General features: G+C 57.1%; 13 protein-coding genes. 5 read left to right on the plus strand and 8 right to left on the minus strand.

The features are described from left to right. Positions 1–78: 78 nt before the first annotated feature. The 4 genes from thyA to rppH all read right to left on the minus strand — a co-directional run bounded on the left by thyA (position 79) and on the right by rppH (position 4,738). Positions 79–873, minus strand: coding sequence for a thymidylate synthase (thyA, locus tag FY206_RS19820; RefSeq protein ID WP_014885081.1), 795 nt, complete (start codon positions 871–873; stop codon positions 79–81). 6 nt (positions 874–879) lie between these two features. Further along, on the minus strand, positions 880–1,755 hold the full coding sequence (gene lgt, locus FY206_RS19825; RefSeq protein ID WP_032643185.1) for a prolipoprotein diacylglyceryl transferase: 876 nt from the start codon (positions 1,753–1,755) through the stop codon (positions 880–882). Between the two features lie 193 nt (positions 1,756–1,948). Continuing rightward, on the minus strand, positions 1,949–4,195 hold the full coding sequence (gene ptsP / locus FY206_RS19830; protein ID WP_032643187.1) for a phosphoenolpyruvate--protein phosphotransferase: 2,247 nt from the start codon (positions 4,193–4,195) through the stop codon (positions 1,949–1,951). A 12-nt stretch (positions 4,196–4,207) separates the two neighbouring features. Continuing rightward, entirely contained in the window at positions 4,208–4,738 is a 531-nt protein-coding gene (rppH, locus tag FY206_RS19835; protein WP_013098553.1) for an RNA pyrophosphohydrolase, read from the minus strand. Between the two features lie 683 nt (positions 4,739–5,421). Between rppH and mutH the strand changes: the two genes are divergently transcribed. The 3 genes from mutH (at position 5,422) to FY206_RS19850 (ending at position 7,632) form a co-directional block, all read left to right on the plus strand. Beyond that, positions 5,422–6,114 carry a DNA mismatch repair endonuclease MutH gene (mutH, locus tag FY206_RS19840; protein ID WP_032643189.1) on the plus strand — a complete coding sequence of 231 codons (693 nt, stop codon included), beginning with the start codon at positions 5,422–5,424 and terminating at the stop codon, positions 6,112–6,114. Positions 6,115–6,241: 127 nt separating this feature from the next. Further along, a complete protein-coding gene (locus FY206_RS19845) occupies positions 6,242–6,460 on the plus strand; it encodes a YgdI/YgdR family lipoprotein (protein ID WP_032643191.1) in 219 nt (72 codons plus the stop codon). 131 nt (positions 6,461–6,591) lie between these two features. Next, the gene (locus FY206_RS19850; protein WP_032643193.1) at positions 6,592–7,632 is read left to right on the plus strand and encodes an NADP(H)-dependent aldo-keto reductase; all 1,041 of its coding nucleotides are present in this window, start codon (positions 6,592–6,594) and stop codon (positions 7,630–7,632) included. Between the two features lie 92 nt (positions 7,633–7,724). On the opposite strand, the gene lplT is transcribed toward FY206_RS19850, so the two are convergent. Together lplT and aas are read right to left on the minus strand one after the other, a co-directional pair. After that, the gene (lplT, locus tag FY206_RS19855; RefSeq protein ID WP_032643195.1) at positions 7,725–8,918 is read right to left on the minus strand and encodes a lysophospholipid transporter LplT; all 1,194 of its coding nucleotides are present in this window, start codon (positions 8,916–8,918) and stop codon (positions 7,725–7,727) included. Beyond that, positions 8,911–11,070, minus strand: a complete 2,160-nt coding sequence (gene aas, locus FY206_RS19860) for a bifunctional acyl-ACP--phospholipid O-acyltransferase/long-chain-fatty-acid--ACP ligase (RefSeq protein ID WP_032643198.1) — start codon at positions 11,068–11,070, stop codon at positions 8,911–8,913. The genes lplT and aas overlap by 8 nt, the downstream gene beginning before the upstream one ends. Positions 11,071–11,495: 425 nt before the next feature. Here aas and galR point away from each other — a divergent pair, with 425 nt between their 5' ends. After that, complete coding sequence (gene galR / locus FY206_RS19865; RefSeq protein ID WP_032643202.1) at positions 11,496–12,512, plus strand: HTH-type transcriptional regulator GalR; 1,017 nt, start codon at positions 11,496–11,498, stop codon at positions 12,510–12,512. On the opposite strand, the gene FY206_RS19870 is transcribed toward galR, so the two are convergent. Further along, on the minus strand, positions 12,473–12,958 hold the full coding sequence (locus FY206_RS19870; RefSeq protein WP_032643204.1) for a GNAT family N-acetyltransferase: 486 nt from the start codon (positions 12,956–12,958) through the stop codon (positions 12,473–12,475). The genes galR and FY206_RS19870 overlap by 40 nt on opposite strands. Positions 12,959–13,149: 191 nt before the next feature. Here FY206_RS19870 and FY206_RS19875 point away from each other — a divergent pair, with 191 nt between their 5' ends. Beyond that, positions 13,150–14,187, plus strand: coding sequence for a LacI family DNA-binding transcriptional regulator (locus FY206_RS19875; RefSeq protein WP_032643206.1), 1,038 nt, complete (start codon positions 13,150–13,152; stop codon positions 14,185–14,187). Here FY206_RS19875 and lysA read toward each other — a convergent pair. Beyond that, positions 14,157–15,419: a diaminopimelate decarboxylase gene (lysA, locus tag FY206_RS19880; protein ID WP_077064448.1), complete on the minus strand. Its 1,263-nt coding sequence runs from the start codon at positions 15,417–15,419 to the stop codon at positions 14,157–14,159. The two genes, FY206_RS19875 and lysA, sit on opposite strands and share 31 nt — an antisense overlap. Positions 15,420–15,458 lie beyond the last annotated feature (39 nt).

Raw genomic sequence — 15,458 nt, forward strand, 5'->3', positions numbered from 1 at the left:
GATAGCGCTTCGGGAAAGGGAATAAAGGCGAAAAAAAACCGGCGCTAAACAGCACCGGTTGTGTCAGGCTTTACCGCATCAGATAGCGACGGGCGCCTTGATGCCGGGGTGCGGGTCGTAGCCCTCAATCTCGAAATCATCAAAGCGGTAGTCGAAGATTGACGCCGGTTTACGTTTGATAATCAGCTTCGGCAGCGCACGCGGTTCGCGGGTCAGCTGGAGATGCGTCTGTTCCATGTGGTTGCTGTAAAGGTGAGTATCGCCACCTGTCCAGACAAAATCGCCCACTTCCAGGTCGCACTGCTGCGCCATCATGTGGACTAACAGCGCATAGCTGGCGATGTTAAACGGCAGGCCGAGGAACACGTCACAGGAGCGCTGATAGAGCTGGCAGGAGAGCTTTCCATCCGCCACATAGAACTGGAAGAACGCGTGGCACGGCGCCAGCGCCATTTTGTCCAGCTCGCCGACGTTCCAGGCGGAAACGATTATGCGGCGCGAGTCCGGATCGTTTTTCAGCTGGTTCATCACGGTGGTGATCTGGTCAATATGGCGGCCATCGGGCGTTGGCCAGGCGCGCCACTGCTTGCCGTAAACCGGGCCCAGGTTGCCGTTCTCGTCTGCCCATTCGTCCCAGATTGAAACGTTATTTTCGTGCAGATACGCAACGTTGGTATCGCCTTGCAGGAACCAGAGCAGTTCATGAATGATCGAGCGCAGGTGGCAGCGCTTTGTCGTCACCAGCGGGAAGCCTTCTTGCAGATTGAAGCGCATCTGGTGGCCAAAAATGGAGAGCGTACCGGTGCCGGTGCGGTCGTTTTTCGGCGTGCCCTCATCGAGCACTTTTTTCATCAATTCAAGATACTGTTTCATGGTTCCTCAGGAAAGTTGTTGCTGTGGACGACGACGATACGCCCAAATCATCATAATGGCACCCGCGACGATCATCGGAATGGAGAGGATCTGCCCCATGCTGATGTACTGTACCCACTCGCCGGTAAACTGTGCGTCCGGCTGGCGGAAGAACTCGACGATGATACGGAATGCGCCGTAGCCAATCAGGAACAGGCCGGATACAGCCCCCATCGGGCGCGGTTTGCGGATAAACAGGTTGAGGATGATAAACAGCACCACGCCTTCCAGCGCCAGCTCGTACAGCTGAGACATATGGCGCGGCAGCACGCCGTAGGTATCGAAAATGGACTGCCACTCCGGGTGGGATGGCAACAGCGCGATATCTTCCGCGCGCGAGCCCGGGAAGAGCATAGTATATGGCACGCTTGGGTCGACGCGGCCCCACAGCTCACCGTTGATGAAGTTGCCCAGACGGCCAGCGCCCAGACCAAACGGGATCAGCGGTGCGATAAAATCTGACACCTGGAAGAAGTTGCGTTTGGTGCGCTTGGCAAAAATCACCATCACCAGGATCACCCCAATCAGGCCGCCGTGGAAGGACATGCCGCCATCCCAGACGCGAAATAAATAGAGGGGATCGTTCAGGAATACCGGGAGGTTGTAGAACAGCACATACCCAATACGGCCACCGAGGAACACGCCGAGGAAGCCCGCGTACAGCAGGTTTTCCACTTCGTTTTTGGTCCAGCCGCTGCCGGGACGGCTGGCGCGACGACCAGCAAGCCACATGGCAAAAATGAAGCCCACCAGGTACATCAAACCGTACCAGTGAAGCGAAACAGGTCCTACTGAGAAAATGACCGGATCAAATTCCGGAAAATGCAGATAACCACTGTTCATCTGTCACCACAAGATGTTGTTATTCCGCTGAAAGTGGACAGCGGTAGAAATGCGATTCTGCTGTAAGCAGAGGCTCCAAAGTTGCGAATCATAGCATAAGGCGGACGCGGAGGATGCGCCAGAGATGTAAAAGATGTGTATAGGGTTTTATGCGCGCTGGCGCCCTCACCCACAGGGAGAGGGCGAAAAACGATTAGCGGCCGCCGCGGATCAGGCCGCCCATACCCCGTCGTTCCATAAACGCCGCAACCTGATGACGAACCTCAGCAGCCAGCTGCGCCTCAAGGCTGCGTTCAGCCAGCTCGCGGGCATCATCGATATCGATATGCCGCAACAGGTATTTCACGCGGGCAACGGCGCGACCGTTCATCGACAGATGGCGGTATCCCAGACCAATCAGGATCGCAACGCACATGGAATCCCCCGCCATTTCACCGCACAGGCGTAAATCAATGCCGTACTGCTCCGCCTCACGAGCAATCATCGCCAACGCGCGAATGATCGCCGGATGCAGGCTGTCGTAGATACTGGCGACGCGGGTGTTGTTACGATCGACGGCCAGAATATATTGCGTCAGGTCGTTCGTGCCGACAGAGATAAAATCAACGCGGTTCGCCAGCTGCGGCAGCATGAAGACCATCGACGGCACTTCAAGCATCACTCCTATCCGCGGTTTCGGGATCGCATAGCCGATCATCTCTTCCACTTCACGACCAGCACGTTCGATCAGCCGCCGTGACTCGTCGATCTCATCAATGCTGGTGACCATCGGCAGCAGGATGCTGAGGTTGCCCGTCGCCGCGTTGGCGCGCAGCATGGCGCGCACCTGGATCAGGAAGATCTCTGGCTGATCGAGCGTGATGCGGATCCCGCGCCAGCCCAGGCACGGGTTCTCTTCGCTGATCGGCATATACGGTAGCTGTTTATCCGCACCGACGTCCAGGGTTCGCAGCGTAACAGGCTTGTCGTTGAACATCTGCAGCATGCCCTGATACTGCGCCACCTGCTCCTCTTCGGAGGGGAAACCGCTCTGCAGCATGAACGGAATTTCAGTACGGTACAAGCCAATACCGTCGATGCGGCTGCCGAGCTTCTCTTCGTGCTCGGGGCTTAAGCCCGCGTTGAGCATGACTTTGATCCGTTCGCCGCTCTTGAGCTGTGCGGGCAGGTTAACGTCATCTTCCGCCAGCTTGCTTAATTCATTCTCTTCGCTGATAAGACGCTGGTATTCCTGGAGCAGAACCGGCTCAGGATCGACCAGCAGCTCACCGCGATAGCCGTCGACCACCAGCGTGCGGCGGTGCAGCACCGACGGCTGGATATCCGCGCCCATAACGGTTGGAATACCCAGCGCGCGCACCATGATGGCGGCGTGTGAGTTGGCGGCACCATCGCGCACCACCACACCGGCCAGCCTGTCCTGCGGCAGTTCAGCCAGCGTCGTTGCCGAGAGTTCATCGGCAACAAGAACAAACCGTTTTGGCCAGGCATTCGGCCCCTGAATGGTGTCATCAAGATGGAACAGCAGCCGCTGTCCCAGAGCGCGGAGATCGCCTGCCCGCTCTTTCAGGTAACCATCGGTCAATGCCGCAAATTGATCGGCAAATTTTTCGATAACCTTCTTAACCGCCCACTCCGCGACCGACCCTTTATCCACTTCGGCAAAAAGCTCGCGGCGCAGGCGCGCATCGGAGAGCAGGTGCGAATAGAGGTCGAAGATGGCCGCCGTCTCTTTTTGCGCGCCTGCGGCAAAGCGCTTGCTGTAGCGGCGAAACTCATTTGCCGCCTCTTCCAGCGCGGCGGTAAGACGCTCGCGCTCAAGCGCTTCATCGAGCGTTGAGGCTTCGTAAACCTGCTCCATCAACGGCAGCGTGGCGTCCATCCAGCCTTCCGCTATCGCCACGCCTGGCGAGGCCGGAAGGGCACGAATGCGCGTATGGCGATACTGACCAAAGAGCGCGGCAAGCTGAGACTGGGAGAGGATAGCCGCCATCTGCGTGGCCAGCGTAACGAGGAATGACTCTTCGCTTTCATCGTACTGACGCAGCTCACGCTGCTGAACGACCAGCACGCCGAGCAGCTGGCGACGCTGGATAATCGGTACGCCAAGAAAAGCGCGGAAGCGTTCTTCTTTTACGGAAGGAATGTATTTGAAGCTGGGGTGTTTTTGCGCGTCGGCCAGGTTGATGGGCTCAGCCAGCCGCCCGACCAGACCCACGATACCTTCATCAAATGCGAGCGTGACGGTGCGTCCACGCGGTTTTTTTAAACCACGGGTTGCCATCAGGTAATAGCAGCGCCGATCGTGGTCGGCCAGATACACCGAACAGACCTCGGTCTCCATCGCAAGACAGATGTCGGTGACCAGAATATTCAGCGCCTCGTTCAGACGCGGCGCGCTGGCCACCTTCTCGACTATTTCTCGCAAGCGGGTGAGCATGATTTGCGTAGCTTAACCTCTTTTACGTCGCCAGGCAGGTGCGCTCTGCGGCTTAGGCGGGATCTCCTGAAGCTGCATTACCACACTTGCAAACTCTTTCATCACCCTACGGTAAACATCGCGTTTAAATGACACGACCTGACGAACAGGATACCAATAGCTCACCCAGCGCCAGCCATCGAACTCCGGCGTACTGCTGGTTTGCATATTGATGTCTGAATCGTTGCCCACCAACTGCAACAGAAACCACTTCTGTTTCTGGCCGATACAAACCGGCTTTGTGTCCCAACGCACCAAACGTTTCGGTAACTTGTAACGCAACCAGTTGCGGGTCGAAGCCAGGATGCGAACATCTTTTCGGCTTAAACCGACCTCTTCAAAAAGCTCCCGGTACATCGCTTGTTCTGGGGACTCTCCCGGATTGATCCCGCCCTGCGGGAACTGCCAGGAGTGCTGACCATATCGCCGGGCCCACATTACCTGGCCCTGACGATTACAAATTACTATTCCTACGTTCGGGCGGTAGCCATCGTCATCAATCACCGGACTACCCCAAACTAAACCTTATATATGAATGATTGTTTCACACTACAGGGAGGCGGTAAACCACTCTCTTACAGGGCTGCAACCTAATAACATTTGAATAACTCACAAATTAGCGCTGAGTTATAAACAGATGAGCGACGGCAAAGGGAATTTTATTCACCTTTTCTGTGGATATAGTTGTGAAGAAGTGTCTGATTACCGATGAACAACCTCAGACGCTGTCGTGCGCCTCTTGTGAGCTCAATTATATAATTAGATAACTTTCAATCAGTTAAATGTATTTTCATGATCGCAAAACAGAATAGCGTGACGATCGTCACACCAGGGATCGTCGTGCTGATGAAAGATCGAACAGCGTCGGTTTTATCCACAGATTGTGCCAATAAGTTAGTCACAAATTGTCTGAAAATTCGATTTTCATCGCACGTCAAGGCTGTAAATTGAAACAGTAGTTAGGGTTATGCCCAGTTATCCCATTTTTCTGTGGATAACATGGTGTAAGATCCTGTTCATTGTCAGTGACCAGATTTGAACAACCGGGTTTATGACGCCGGTGAAACGATTTCAAACCAATAAAAAAACCTATAAATCATACACATGGAATATTGGTACAGAAATAGTTAAACTCTATCCACAGGGGACAATTTCTTCGTTTATTTTTTAATCAAAAGGTTACCTTCATGCATCCGCTTACACCCTTGCTCTCACCGCCGTCCAGCGAGAGCCAGCTTCTACAGCAGGCGCAGCGTCTTGCAGGCTTTTCGCTTGGCGAGCTGGCGGCGATGGCAGGTTTGCCGATCCCGAAGGATCTGAAACGGGATAAAGGCTGGATCGGCATGCTGCTTGAACTGTGGCTGGGTGCCAGCGCAGGGAGCAAACCAGAGCAGGATTTTGCCGCACTGGGCGTGGAGTTAAAAACCATCCCCATAGACAGCCTGGGCAAGCCGCTTGAAACCACCTTTGTTTGCGTTGCGCCATTAACCGGCAACACCGGCGTGACGTGGGAAACCAGCCACGTTCGCCATAAGCTGAAGCGCGTATTGTGGGTGCCGGTTGAAGGCGAGCGACAGCTCCCCCTCGCTGAGCGTCGCGTTGGCGCGCCGCTGCTCTGGAGCCCGAGCGAGGATGAGGATCATCAGCTGCGTCTGGACTGGGAGGAGCTGATGGACATGATTGTGCTTGGGCAGGTAGAGCGCATCACCGCCCGCCACGGGGAGGTATTACAGCTGCGCCCAAAAGCGGCCAACAGTAAAGCGCTTACCGAGGCAATTGGCGCGAAGGGTCAGCCCATACTGACGTTGCCGCGCGGTTTTTATCTCAAAAAGAATTTCACCGGCGCACTCCTTGCCCGTCATTTCCTGTTAACAACATAGTTTTTTACTTATTTTGCGAGCTCTCAAACATAATCGACTGCTTTTTAAGATTTTACCGCTTCCTCAAGTCGCCATATCGGGTTAATACTAGATGATATTTGATACGCGCCAGATGAGGACGATAACGATGAAAAAATGGGCAGTGTTAGTGTCAGCAGTCGGTTTAGCGTTTGCCGTATCCGGATGTAGCAGCGATTACGTTATGGCGACAAAGGATGGACGAATGATCCTGACCGACGGCAAACCCGAAGTCGATGATGATACCGGCCTGGTGAGCTACCGCGATCAGCAAGGCAATAAAATGCAGATCAATCGCGACGAAGTGTCGCAAATTATCGAGCGATAAACAGAAAGGGGTCAGTAGCTTGCTGGCCTTTTTGATTTTTTTCTTCCCCTTTTGCTTCCCCTCTGCCATGTTTATATTCCTTTGTCGGGTACGCCCTGACGCGGTCTATAAGTCTACTGAGGAAGCCGGCTATGCATTATCACCGTATCCCCCACAGCGCTCTCGAAGTCAGCCAACTGGGGTTGGGCACGATGACATTTGGTGAACAAAACAGCGAAGCCGATGCCCATGCACAACTCGATTACGCCGTCAGCCAGGGCATTAACCTGATTGATGTCGCAGAGATGTACCCTGTTCCCCCCCGCCCTGAAACGCAAGGGCTGACCGAAACCTACGTCGGTAACTGGCTGGCAACACGCGGCAACCGTGAAAAGCTGGTGATTGCCTCAAAGGTTAGCGGCCCCTCGCGCAACAACGATGCCGGGATCCGCCCGAACCAGATCCTCGATCGCAAGAATATCCGCGCCGCGCTGGACGCCAGCCTGAAGCGCCTACAAACCGACTATATCGACCTTTATCAGGTGCACTGGCCGCAGCGTCCCACCAACTGCTTTGGTAAGCTCGGCTACAGCTGGAATGAAAGTGCCCCCGCCGTCACGCTGCTGGAAACGCTGGAAGCGCTGACCGAATGCCAGCGTGCGGGAAAAATCCGCTACATCGGCGTCTCTAACGAAACGGCGTTTGGGGTCATGCGCTATCTGCATCTGGCAGATAAACACGATCTGCCGCGTATCGTGACTATCCAGAACCCGTACAGCCTGCTTAACCGCAGCTATGAGGTGGGTTTGGCCGAGGTGACGCAGTATGAAGAGGTGGAGCTGCTCGCCTACTCCTGTCTCGGTTTCGGCACGCTGACGGGGAAATACCTGAACGGTGCGAAACCGGCCGGGGCGCGTAATACCCTCTTTAGCCGCTTTACCCGCTACAGCGGCGAGCAGACGCAAAAAGCCGTTGCAGCCTATGTGGATATCGCAAAGCGCCACGGTCTTGACCCTGCGCAGATGGCGCTGGCCTTCGTGCGCCGTCAGCCGTTTGTCGCCAGCACCCTGCTGGGCGCGACCACGATGGAACAGCTGAAAACCAATATTGAGAGTTTCCACCTGAACCTGAGTGAAGAGGTGTTAGCGGAGATTGAAGCGGTGCATCAGGTCTATACTTATCCAGCACCGTAGCCTGATGCTTTTGCCCGGTGGCGCTTCGCTTACCGGGCCTACAGGCTGGACGTTTTTGCCGGGTGGCGGCTTCGCCTGACCGGGCAAAGCGCTCAACGGCGACGCTGCCAAACCCATAATACAGCAATTGCAATCGCAAACAGTCCGCCAAAGCCGACGCCAATCCCCACCACCGGCACGCCCGCCTTCACCGCCAGCGAGTAGAGCCCGAGCATTAACAGCATCGCCAGGTTTTCACCGAGGTTTTGTACCGCAATGGCGTTCCCCGCACCGACCGTCTGCTTGCCCCGCTCCTGAAGCAACGCGTTGAGCGGTACCACGAAGAACCCGCCCAGAATACCAATCAGGATCAGCAGAGCATAAGCGGGCAATAACGCATGCTGCAGCGAGAAAATAAGCACCACCACGCCAATCAGGATCCCCGCGGGCATGCAGCGCGCCACCGTTTCGAGCGTCACCAGCTTCGCCGCCGCACCTGCCCCCACCACAATGCCGATGGCCACCATCGCATTAAGATAGGTTGGCGTCGCGTTGTCGGTAATGCCCAGCGCCACCGGCACCCACAGCACCAGCAGGAAGCGCAGCGTGACGCCTGCGCCCCAGAACATGCTGGTCCCCATCAGGGAGAAACGCGTCTCTCCGTTACGCCACAGCACGCGACAGGCGGTAAAGAAACTGCCGGTCATCGGCTTAAAGCGCCAGGACTGCCCCGGACGAGCCACCGGCAGCTTAGGAATAAACAGGTTCGCCACGACCGCGCCGCCGTAGACCACCGCGCAGACGCCCAGCGCCGCCAGGACATGCCAGTCGGCCAGCACGCCGCCCGCGACGGATCCGAGCAGGATAGCGGCAATGGTGGATGACTCCATCAGGCCGTTGGCTTTCACCAGCTTATCGCCCGTGGTCAGCTCGCCGAGAATGCCATACTTCGCCGGGGAGTAGGCGGCAGCGCCAATGCCCACCAGCGTGTAGCCAATAAACGGGTTGAAGCCAAAGCAAATGCTGGCCGCACCCAGCAGCTTGAGACCGTTGGCAAACATCATCACCCGGCCTTTGGGGAAACTGTCCGCCACCTGACCGACGAACGGTGCAAAGATAATGTAAGCGCCCACAAACACCATTTGCAGGATCGGCTGGCTCCAGTCGGGGTAAAACTCGGCTTTTAGCAGCGCCAGGGTGGCAAACAGCAGCGCGTTATCGCCGAACGCAGAGAGAAACTGCGCGGCGATAACGGCCATCATGCCTTTCGACCGGAGCGATGTGTTAGTGTGTACTGACTCACGCATTTTGCTGTTCCGCCTCTTCAACCATGCCTTTCAGGGTCACGAAATCGGGCTTCCCGCTACCAAGCACCGGAAGCTGCTTCAGGCAGCGGATATCGCGCGGCACGGCCAGTTCAGGGATACCGTGTTCACGCGCGTAGCTCAGTAACCGGTCGCGCTTCAGCTCAGCGTCGGTGGTAAACAGCACCAGCGCCTCGCCTTTGCTGGCATCGCTCTTCACCACCGTCGCATGCATTTTATCCGCAGAGACGGCCGTCGCCAGCTGCTCAACCATTTCCAGAGAGACCATTTCACCGGCGATTTTGGCGAAGCGTTTCGCGCGCCCCTGAATCTGGACAAAGCCTTGTTCATCAAAACGGACAATATCCCCGGTGTCGTACCAGCCGGTTTCAACCTCGCCGTTGACGTTTTCCGCCGTCGGCACTTCCAGCACGCCCGGATTTTCCACGCGCAGATAACCGTTCATCACGTTTGGCCCCTTCAGCTGCAGGCGGCCACCGTCCTCAATGCCCGGCACGGCCAGCAGGCGCGCGTCCATTCCCGGCAGAATGCGGCCTACCGTGCCCGGCTTCGCCGCCATCGGCACGTTAATCGAGACCACGGGCGCACACTCGGTAACGCCATAGCCTTCGAGAATGCGCAGGCCAAACTTGTCCTGCCAGATCTGACGGGTGCTCTCCTGCAGTTTTTCCGCACCGGCCACCACATACCGCACGCGATAGAAATCATACGGATTGGCGAAACGCGCATAGTTCCCCAGGAAGGTCGAGGTGCCGAACAGGACGGTGCAGTTACGGTCATACACCAGCTCCGGCACGATGCGGTAATGCAGCGGGCTCGGGTAGAGGAAGACTTCTGCGCCGGTCAGCAGCGGCGTAAACAGCCCCACCGTCAGGCCAAAGGAGTGGAACAGCGGCAGCGCCGACATAAAGCGGTCGTTTGCGGTAAAGTCGGCGATGCTTTTGATCTGCTCGACGTTCGCCAGAATGCTCTTGTGGCTGTGGACGACACCTTTCGGGTTGCCCTCCGAGCCCGAGGTGAAGAGGATAATCGCGTCATCTTCCGGTTGCTGCTTGACCTGCGCCAGACGCGGCATCAGCAGGTGAGCAAAAATCCACAGCTTGTCGCCGGTGGTGACGTCCGCTTTCAGATCTTCCAGGAAGACCCAGCGCACCTGGGTCAGCTGCTCGGGAAGATGCCAGAGCTTGCCTTTGTCCAGGAACTGGCGGGAGGTAAATAGGGTATTGATTTGCGCAGCGGTTATCGCGCTGGTCAACCCCTTCACGCCCGCCGTGTAGTTCATCATCGCCGGAATACGCCCGCGGGAGACCGCACCAAAAATCACCGCCGCGCTGATGCCTGCGTTAGGCAGCATCAGGCCAATCTTCTCGCCCTTCTTGCTGTACTTCTCCAGAATGCGGCCCACAAACAGGGTCTTGGTCAGCAGCTTACGGTAGGTATCCGGGGTAAAGTTGATGTCTTCGATGCAGTTTTTCTTCGCGCCATAGCGGTACTGCGCGGAAAGCAGAGATTCGTACAGCGTTTCGCGCGGGCGCACGGCCATGCGCGCTTCCATCATAATCTGATGCAGCATTTCCCCGGCGATTTTACGGCGATCGCGGGCGCGCGGCGCTTCCGGCATGGGCAGTGACGTTGGCGGCAGAATGTGCAGTGTGATTTTTGGGAACAGACGCTGCTTCACCAGCCCTTTCAGGCGGCTGAAATGGGTCAGCTCTGCGCCCTCAATGCGCAGCGGCACCACGGTCGCTTTTGACTTCGCCGCGACAAACCCCGCGCCGTCGTAGATTTTCATCAGCGAACCGGTCACCGAAATACGCCCTTCCGGGAAAATAACCACCGGACGCCCCTGCTCAACCAGGCGAACCAGATGCTTAATCATCATCGGCTTGGTCGGGTCGAGCGGCACGAAATCAATTAGCGGCGTGAGCCAGCGCATGTACCACTGCTGGCTGATGGAGGTATAGACCGCAAACACCGGACGCACGGGTAAAAACAGCGCCAGCAGGATGCCGTCTATGAAGGAGACATGGTTTGGTGTGATGAGAACGCGTTCGCCGCGAAGCGCCTGGGCATCGCCAGTGATGCGAATGCGAAAAAGAATACGGAACAGAGTACGGAAGAACCCAAATAGCATCTCAACTCCTTTTGCCAGCCAGCGTGGAGGGGTGGAAGTAAATGGTGGCAGATTACACGAGAAGTAATAGAGGAGCGACAGCAAAAGTGGAGGCGAAAAAAAACCTGCGCATCCGCGCAGGTTGGTGCAAGAGATGAGTACGAAACCGTACTAAGAATTCTCACCAATCAATACCTCTGGGATCTCGACTGTATCAATCTCTTTAACATCCTCGCCATCGGACAATCGCAACAGCCTGAGGCAAAGTGTAACTAAAGGTTCAGATTGACATTATTCAGACATGACTGCGCGTGTAACGATTACACTACCGGGGGTGTGCTGCGTCACGTTTGTGGCGTAGGGGAAATCGCTCCCCTTGAATGCACGCCGCTTTTCCGCAACACTATTTGGTGTGTAAACGCTTACCCCCAATAAGAAGGTAATGAATGGCGACAATAAAGGATGTGGCCCGTCTGGCTGGCGTGTCGGTGGCAACCGTCTCGCGCGTGATTAATGATTCACCCAAAGCCAGTGACGCATCACGTCAGGCGGTACAGAGCGCCATGGAATCCCTGAATTATCATCCCAACGCCAACGCCCGCGCGCTCGCGCAGCAGTCCACAGAAACCATTGGTCTGGTGGTGGGCGATGTCTCCGATCCCTTTTTCGGCGCCATGGTGAAAGCCGTTGAGCAGGTTTCTTATCAGACAGGCAATTTTTTGCTGATCGGCAATGGCTATCATAATGAACAAAAAGAACGCCAGGCCATCGAACAGCTGATCCGCCACCGCTGCGCGGCGCTGGTGGTTCACGCCAAAATGATCCCGGATGCCGAACTGATTCATCTGATGAAGCAGATCCCCGGAATGGTCATCATCAACCGCACTATTCCCGGGTTTGAAAAACGCTGCGTGGCGCTCGACGACCGTTACGGCGCGTGGCTTGCGACCCGCCATCTGATTCAACAGGGCCACACCCGGATTGGCTATCTCTGCTCCAATCATCCGATTTCTGATGCGGAAGACCGCCTGCAGGGCTATTACGATGCCCTGCGCGAGAACGGGCTGCCGTGTAATGACCGTCTGGTAGCCTACGGCGAACCGGATGAGAGCGGCGGTGAGCAGGCCATGACCGAGCTGCTGGGCCGCGGACGAAACTTCACGGCGGTGGCCAGCTATAACGACTCCATGGCCGCAGGCGCGATGGGGGTGCTGAACGACAACGGGATTGAGGTACCGGCAGAGATCTCACTGATTGGCTTTGATGACGTGCTGGTCTCTCGCTACGTGCGCCCGCGCCTGACCACCGTGCGCTACCCGATCGTTACCATGGCAACGCAGGCCGCCGAGCTGGCGTTAGCCCTGGCGGAGCAGCGCCAGCCGCCGGATATTACCCATCTCTTCAGCCCAACCCTGGTGCGCCGTCACTCCGTTGCGTCCCCGTCAGAAGCGCAGAGCGAATAGCGGTAAAGGTGTACCGTCTTGTTCGGGTATTCGAGCGCATCGCCAACGTACCGCCAGCCGTAACGTTCGTAAAAGTCGCGGCAGGCGGACCAAAGGTGCAGCTCTTCATATCCCGCCCGCGCGGCCCAGCTGATGACATGCTGCTGTAGCTTTCCTGCCAGGCCCTTGCCTCGCGCCGCGTCGTCAACGTAGAGCGCCGCCAGCCACGGAAAGAGATCCTGACGGGCGATCAAATCGCAGCGCCAGAGCCCTACCGTGCCGAGAATCCGTTCGTCTTCTACGGCGATAAAGGTCAGCGGTAATGCGCCCGGCGCCTGGCTGTGCTCAATAATGCTGTGGAAAAATTCCCGGGGCAGCCCTTCGCCAAAGGCCTGCCAGAGCCAGTCGGTAACCTGCTCCGCATAGTGCGGTGCCTGGTAAAGCGGGAGGATGACAGTTTTATTCACGTTTCACCTGCGTTTTCTCATGGGGTTGCTAGCCTGACGCCCCAGCCGGACTCGGCGATTATTTTACCAGAGTCAGACGAATCGTTACCGAAAAGCGTGATCGTGGCAGAAGTTTTGCGCTTCCCGCATCGCTTATACGCCGTGAGGTCTGTGTTAAACTGCAGGCCATTACGTGGAAGCAGGAATGTAGAATGGCAACAATGCTGGATGTCTCACTGCGTGCGGGCGTGTCGAAGGCCACGGTATCGCGCGTGCTGAACGGCACGGGTCAGGTCAAAGAGAGTACGCGTCAGCAGGTATTTGCGGCGATGGAAGCGCTGGGCTATCGCCCAAACTTTCTCGCGCGCTCGCTGGCTAACCAGACCAGCAACAGCATTGGTCTGGTGGTTTCCACCTTCGACGGCTTTTACTTTGGCCGGCTTCTCCAGCAGGCATCGCGGCAGACCGAAACCCACGGGAAACAGCTGATCGTCACCGACGGTCACGACGCGCCGGAGCAGGAAGAACAGGCGGTGCAGATGCTGGCCGATCGCCAGTGCGATGCCATCGTGCTTTATACCCGCTACATGAGCGAAAAAACGATCGTCAAAATGATGAACACCGTGAAAACGCCGCTGGTGGTCATTAACCGTGAAGTGAGTCAGGCGCCGGATCGCTGCGTGTTCTTCGAACAGCAGGATGCCGCGTTTAAGGCCGTTGATTACCTGATCGGCCAGGGCCATCGGGAGATCGCCTGTATCACCGTTCCGATCCACACCCCAACCGGGAAAGCAAGGCTGATGGGCTATCGCAAGGCGCTGGAAAAGCACGGCATCCGTCTGGACGAGCGTCGGATAAAGTACGGCGATGCGGGAATGACGCGGGGGTACGAGCTGTGCAAGGAGCTGATTGCCGACGGCGTATCGTTTAGCGCCCTGTTTGCCTGTAACGACGATATGGCGCTGGGTGCGTCTAAAGCGCTGCACCAGGCGGGGCTTAAAATCCCGCAGGATATTTCTCTGTTCGGCTTTGACGATGCCCCATGCGCGAAATGGCTGGAGCCTGCGCTCTCATCGGTGTATCTGCCTATCGACAGTATGATTGTCACGGCCATCGATCAGGCGATCCGGCTGGCAAAAAACCAGCCGGTCGATGCGATCCCACCGTTTACCGGCACGCTGGTTTTACGCGATTCGGTCACGGCGGGGCCGTACTTTCATCAGATGAGCTCTAAAGCCAGCAGTTCCTGAATGGTCTGGCGACGACGAATAAGCCGTGCCTTGCCGTTATCAAACAGCACTTCCGGCAGCAGCGGGCGGCTGTTGTAGTTAGAGGACATTGACGCCCCGTAGGCACCGGTGTCATGCAGCACAAGATAATCACCCGGCTTGACCTCCGGCAGCGCGCGGGTCTCCACTTTGCCACCCTCCTGCTGGGTGAATACGTCACCCGATTCGCACAGCGGCCCGGCAACCACCGTCTCAAGGCGCGGCGCCTGCGTTAAGTCGCGGCCGTCGGCGGCCAGGGCGGTTATGTGGTGATAGCTGCCGTACATGGACGGACGCATCAGATCGTTAAAGCCTGCGTCAATCAGGACGAAGTGGCGAGAGCCCATCTCCTTCACGCTGCGCACCTGCGAAACCAGCACGCCCGCTTCCGCCACCAGGAAGCGACCCGGCTCAATTTCCAGCTTCACCGCATGGCCCAGATGCGCGGCGATTTGATCGCGCGCGGCGCTCCACAGGCCGTAATAGTGATCGGTATCGATCGCCTCTTCCCCTTCGCGATACGGGATGGAGAGACCGCCACCGGCAGAGATCGCCTCCAGATCCTGACCGAAGTCGACAACCTGACGCACCATCGCGCCGCACACCTGCTCCAGGTGGCCATAATCCACGCCGGATCCAATGTGCATATGAATCCCCACCAGCTTCAGGCCGTAGCGCTGCAGTACCGCCAGCGCGGCAGGCATATCGGCATACCAGATCCCGTGCTTGCTGTTTTCGCCGCCGGTATTGGTTTTTTGGCTGTGACCATGACCAAAGCCCGGGTTTACGCGCAGCCAGACGCGGTGGCCGGGGGAAACCTGACCCAGCTGCTCCAGCATATCCACAGAGCCGGCATTCACCGGGATCTGCAGTTCGTGGACGCGCGCCAGCGTCGCATCGTCGATCACATCGGCGGTAAAGACGATCGCATCGCTGTCGGCTTTCGGATCGAATCCGGCCGCCAGCGCGCGCTCGATTTCGCCAAGTGAGACGGAGTCGACCTTCACGCCCTGCTCACGCATCAGGCGCAGTATATGGATATTGGAGCAGGCCTTCTGGGCAAAACGCACCACGTCAAACTGATGCAGGGCGGCGATCTTCTCGCGGACGATCTGCGCGTCGTAGACCCACACCGGACAGCCAAACTCGGCGGGCAGGCGCAGCAGGTTGTCGGCGTTCAAATCGGTATCAGTCTGGTTAAGCGGGCGTGGCATGGTCATCTCCGGATAAATTCATTTTTTATGATTACGCCA

Source organism: Enterobacter chengduensis (genome assembly GCF_001984825.2).
Classification (GTDB): Bacteria; Pseudomonadota; Gammaproteobacteria; order Enterobacterales; family Enterobacteriaceae; genus Enterobacter; species Enterobacter chengduensis.

Excerpts from the sequence above, each read along its gene's own strand:
- thyA (WP_014885081.1), bottom strand. The coding sequence starts at position 873 with ATGAAACAGTATCTTGAATTGATGAAAAAAGTGCTCGATGAGGGCACG.
- lgt (WP_032643185.1), bottom strand. The coding sequence starts at position 1,755 with ATGAACAGTGGTTATCTGCATTTTCCGGAATTTGATCCGGTCATTTTC.
- ptsP (WP_032643187.1), bottom strand. The coding sequence starts at position 4,195 with ATGCTCACCCGCTTGCGAGAAATAGTCGAGAAGGTGGCCAGCGCGCCG.
- mutH (WP_032643189.1), top strand. The coding sequence starts at position 5,422 with ATGCATCCGCTTACACCCTTGCTCTCACCGCCGTCCAGCGAGAGCCAG.
- FY206_RS19845 (WP_032643191.1), top strand. The coding sequence starts at position 6,242 with ATGAAAAAATGGGCAGTGTTAGTGTCAGCAGTCGGTTTAGCGTTTGCC.
- FY206_RS19850 (WP_032643193.1), top strand. The coding sequence starts at position 6,592 with ATGCATTATCACCGTATCCCCCACAGCGCTCTCGAAGTCAGCCAACTG.
- lplT (WP_032643195.1), bottom strand. The coding sequence starts at position 8,918 with ATGCGTGAGTCAGTACACACTAACACATCGCTCCGGTCGAAAGGCATG.
- aas (WP_032643198.1), bottom strand. The coding sequence starts at position 11,070 with ATGCTATTTGGGTTCTTCCGTACTCTGTTCCGTATTCTTTTTCGCATT.
- galR (WP_032643202.1), top strand. The coding sequence starts at position 11,496 with ATGGCGACAATAAAGGATGTGGCCCGTCTGGCTGGCGTGTCGGTGGCA.
- FY206_RS19875 (WP_032643206.1), top strand. The coding sequence starts at position 13,150 with ATGGCAACAATGCTGGATGTCTCACTGCGTGCGGGCGTGTCGAAGGCC.
- lysA (WP_077064448.1), bottom strand. The coding sequence starts at position 15,419 with ATGCCACGCCCGCTTAACCAGACTGATACCGATTTGAACGCCGACAAC.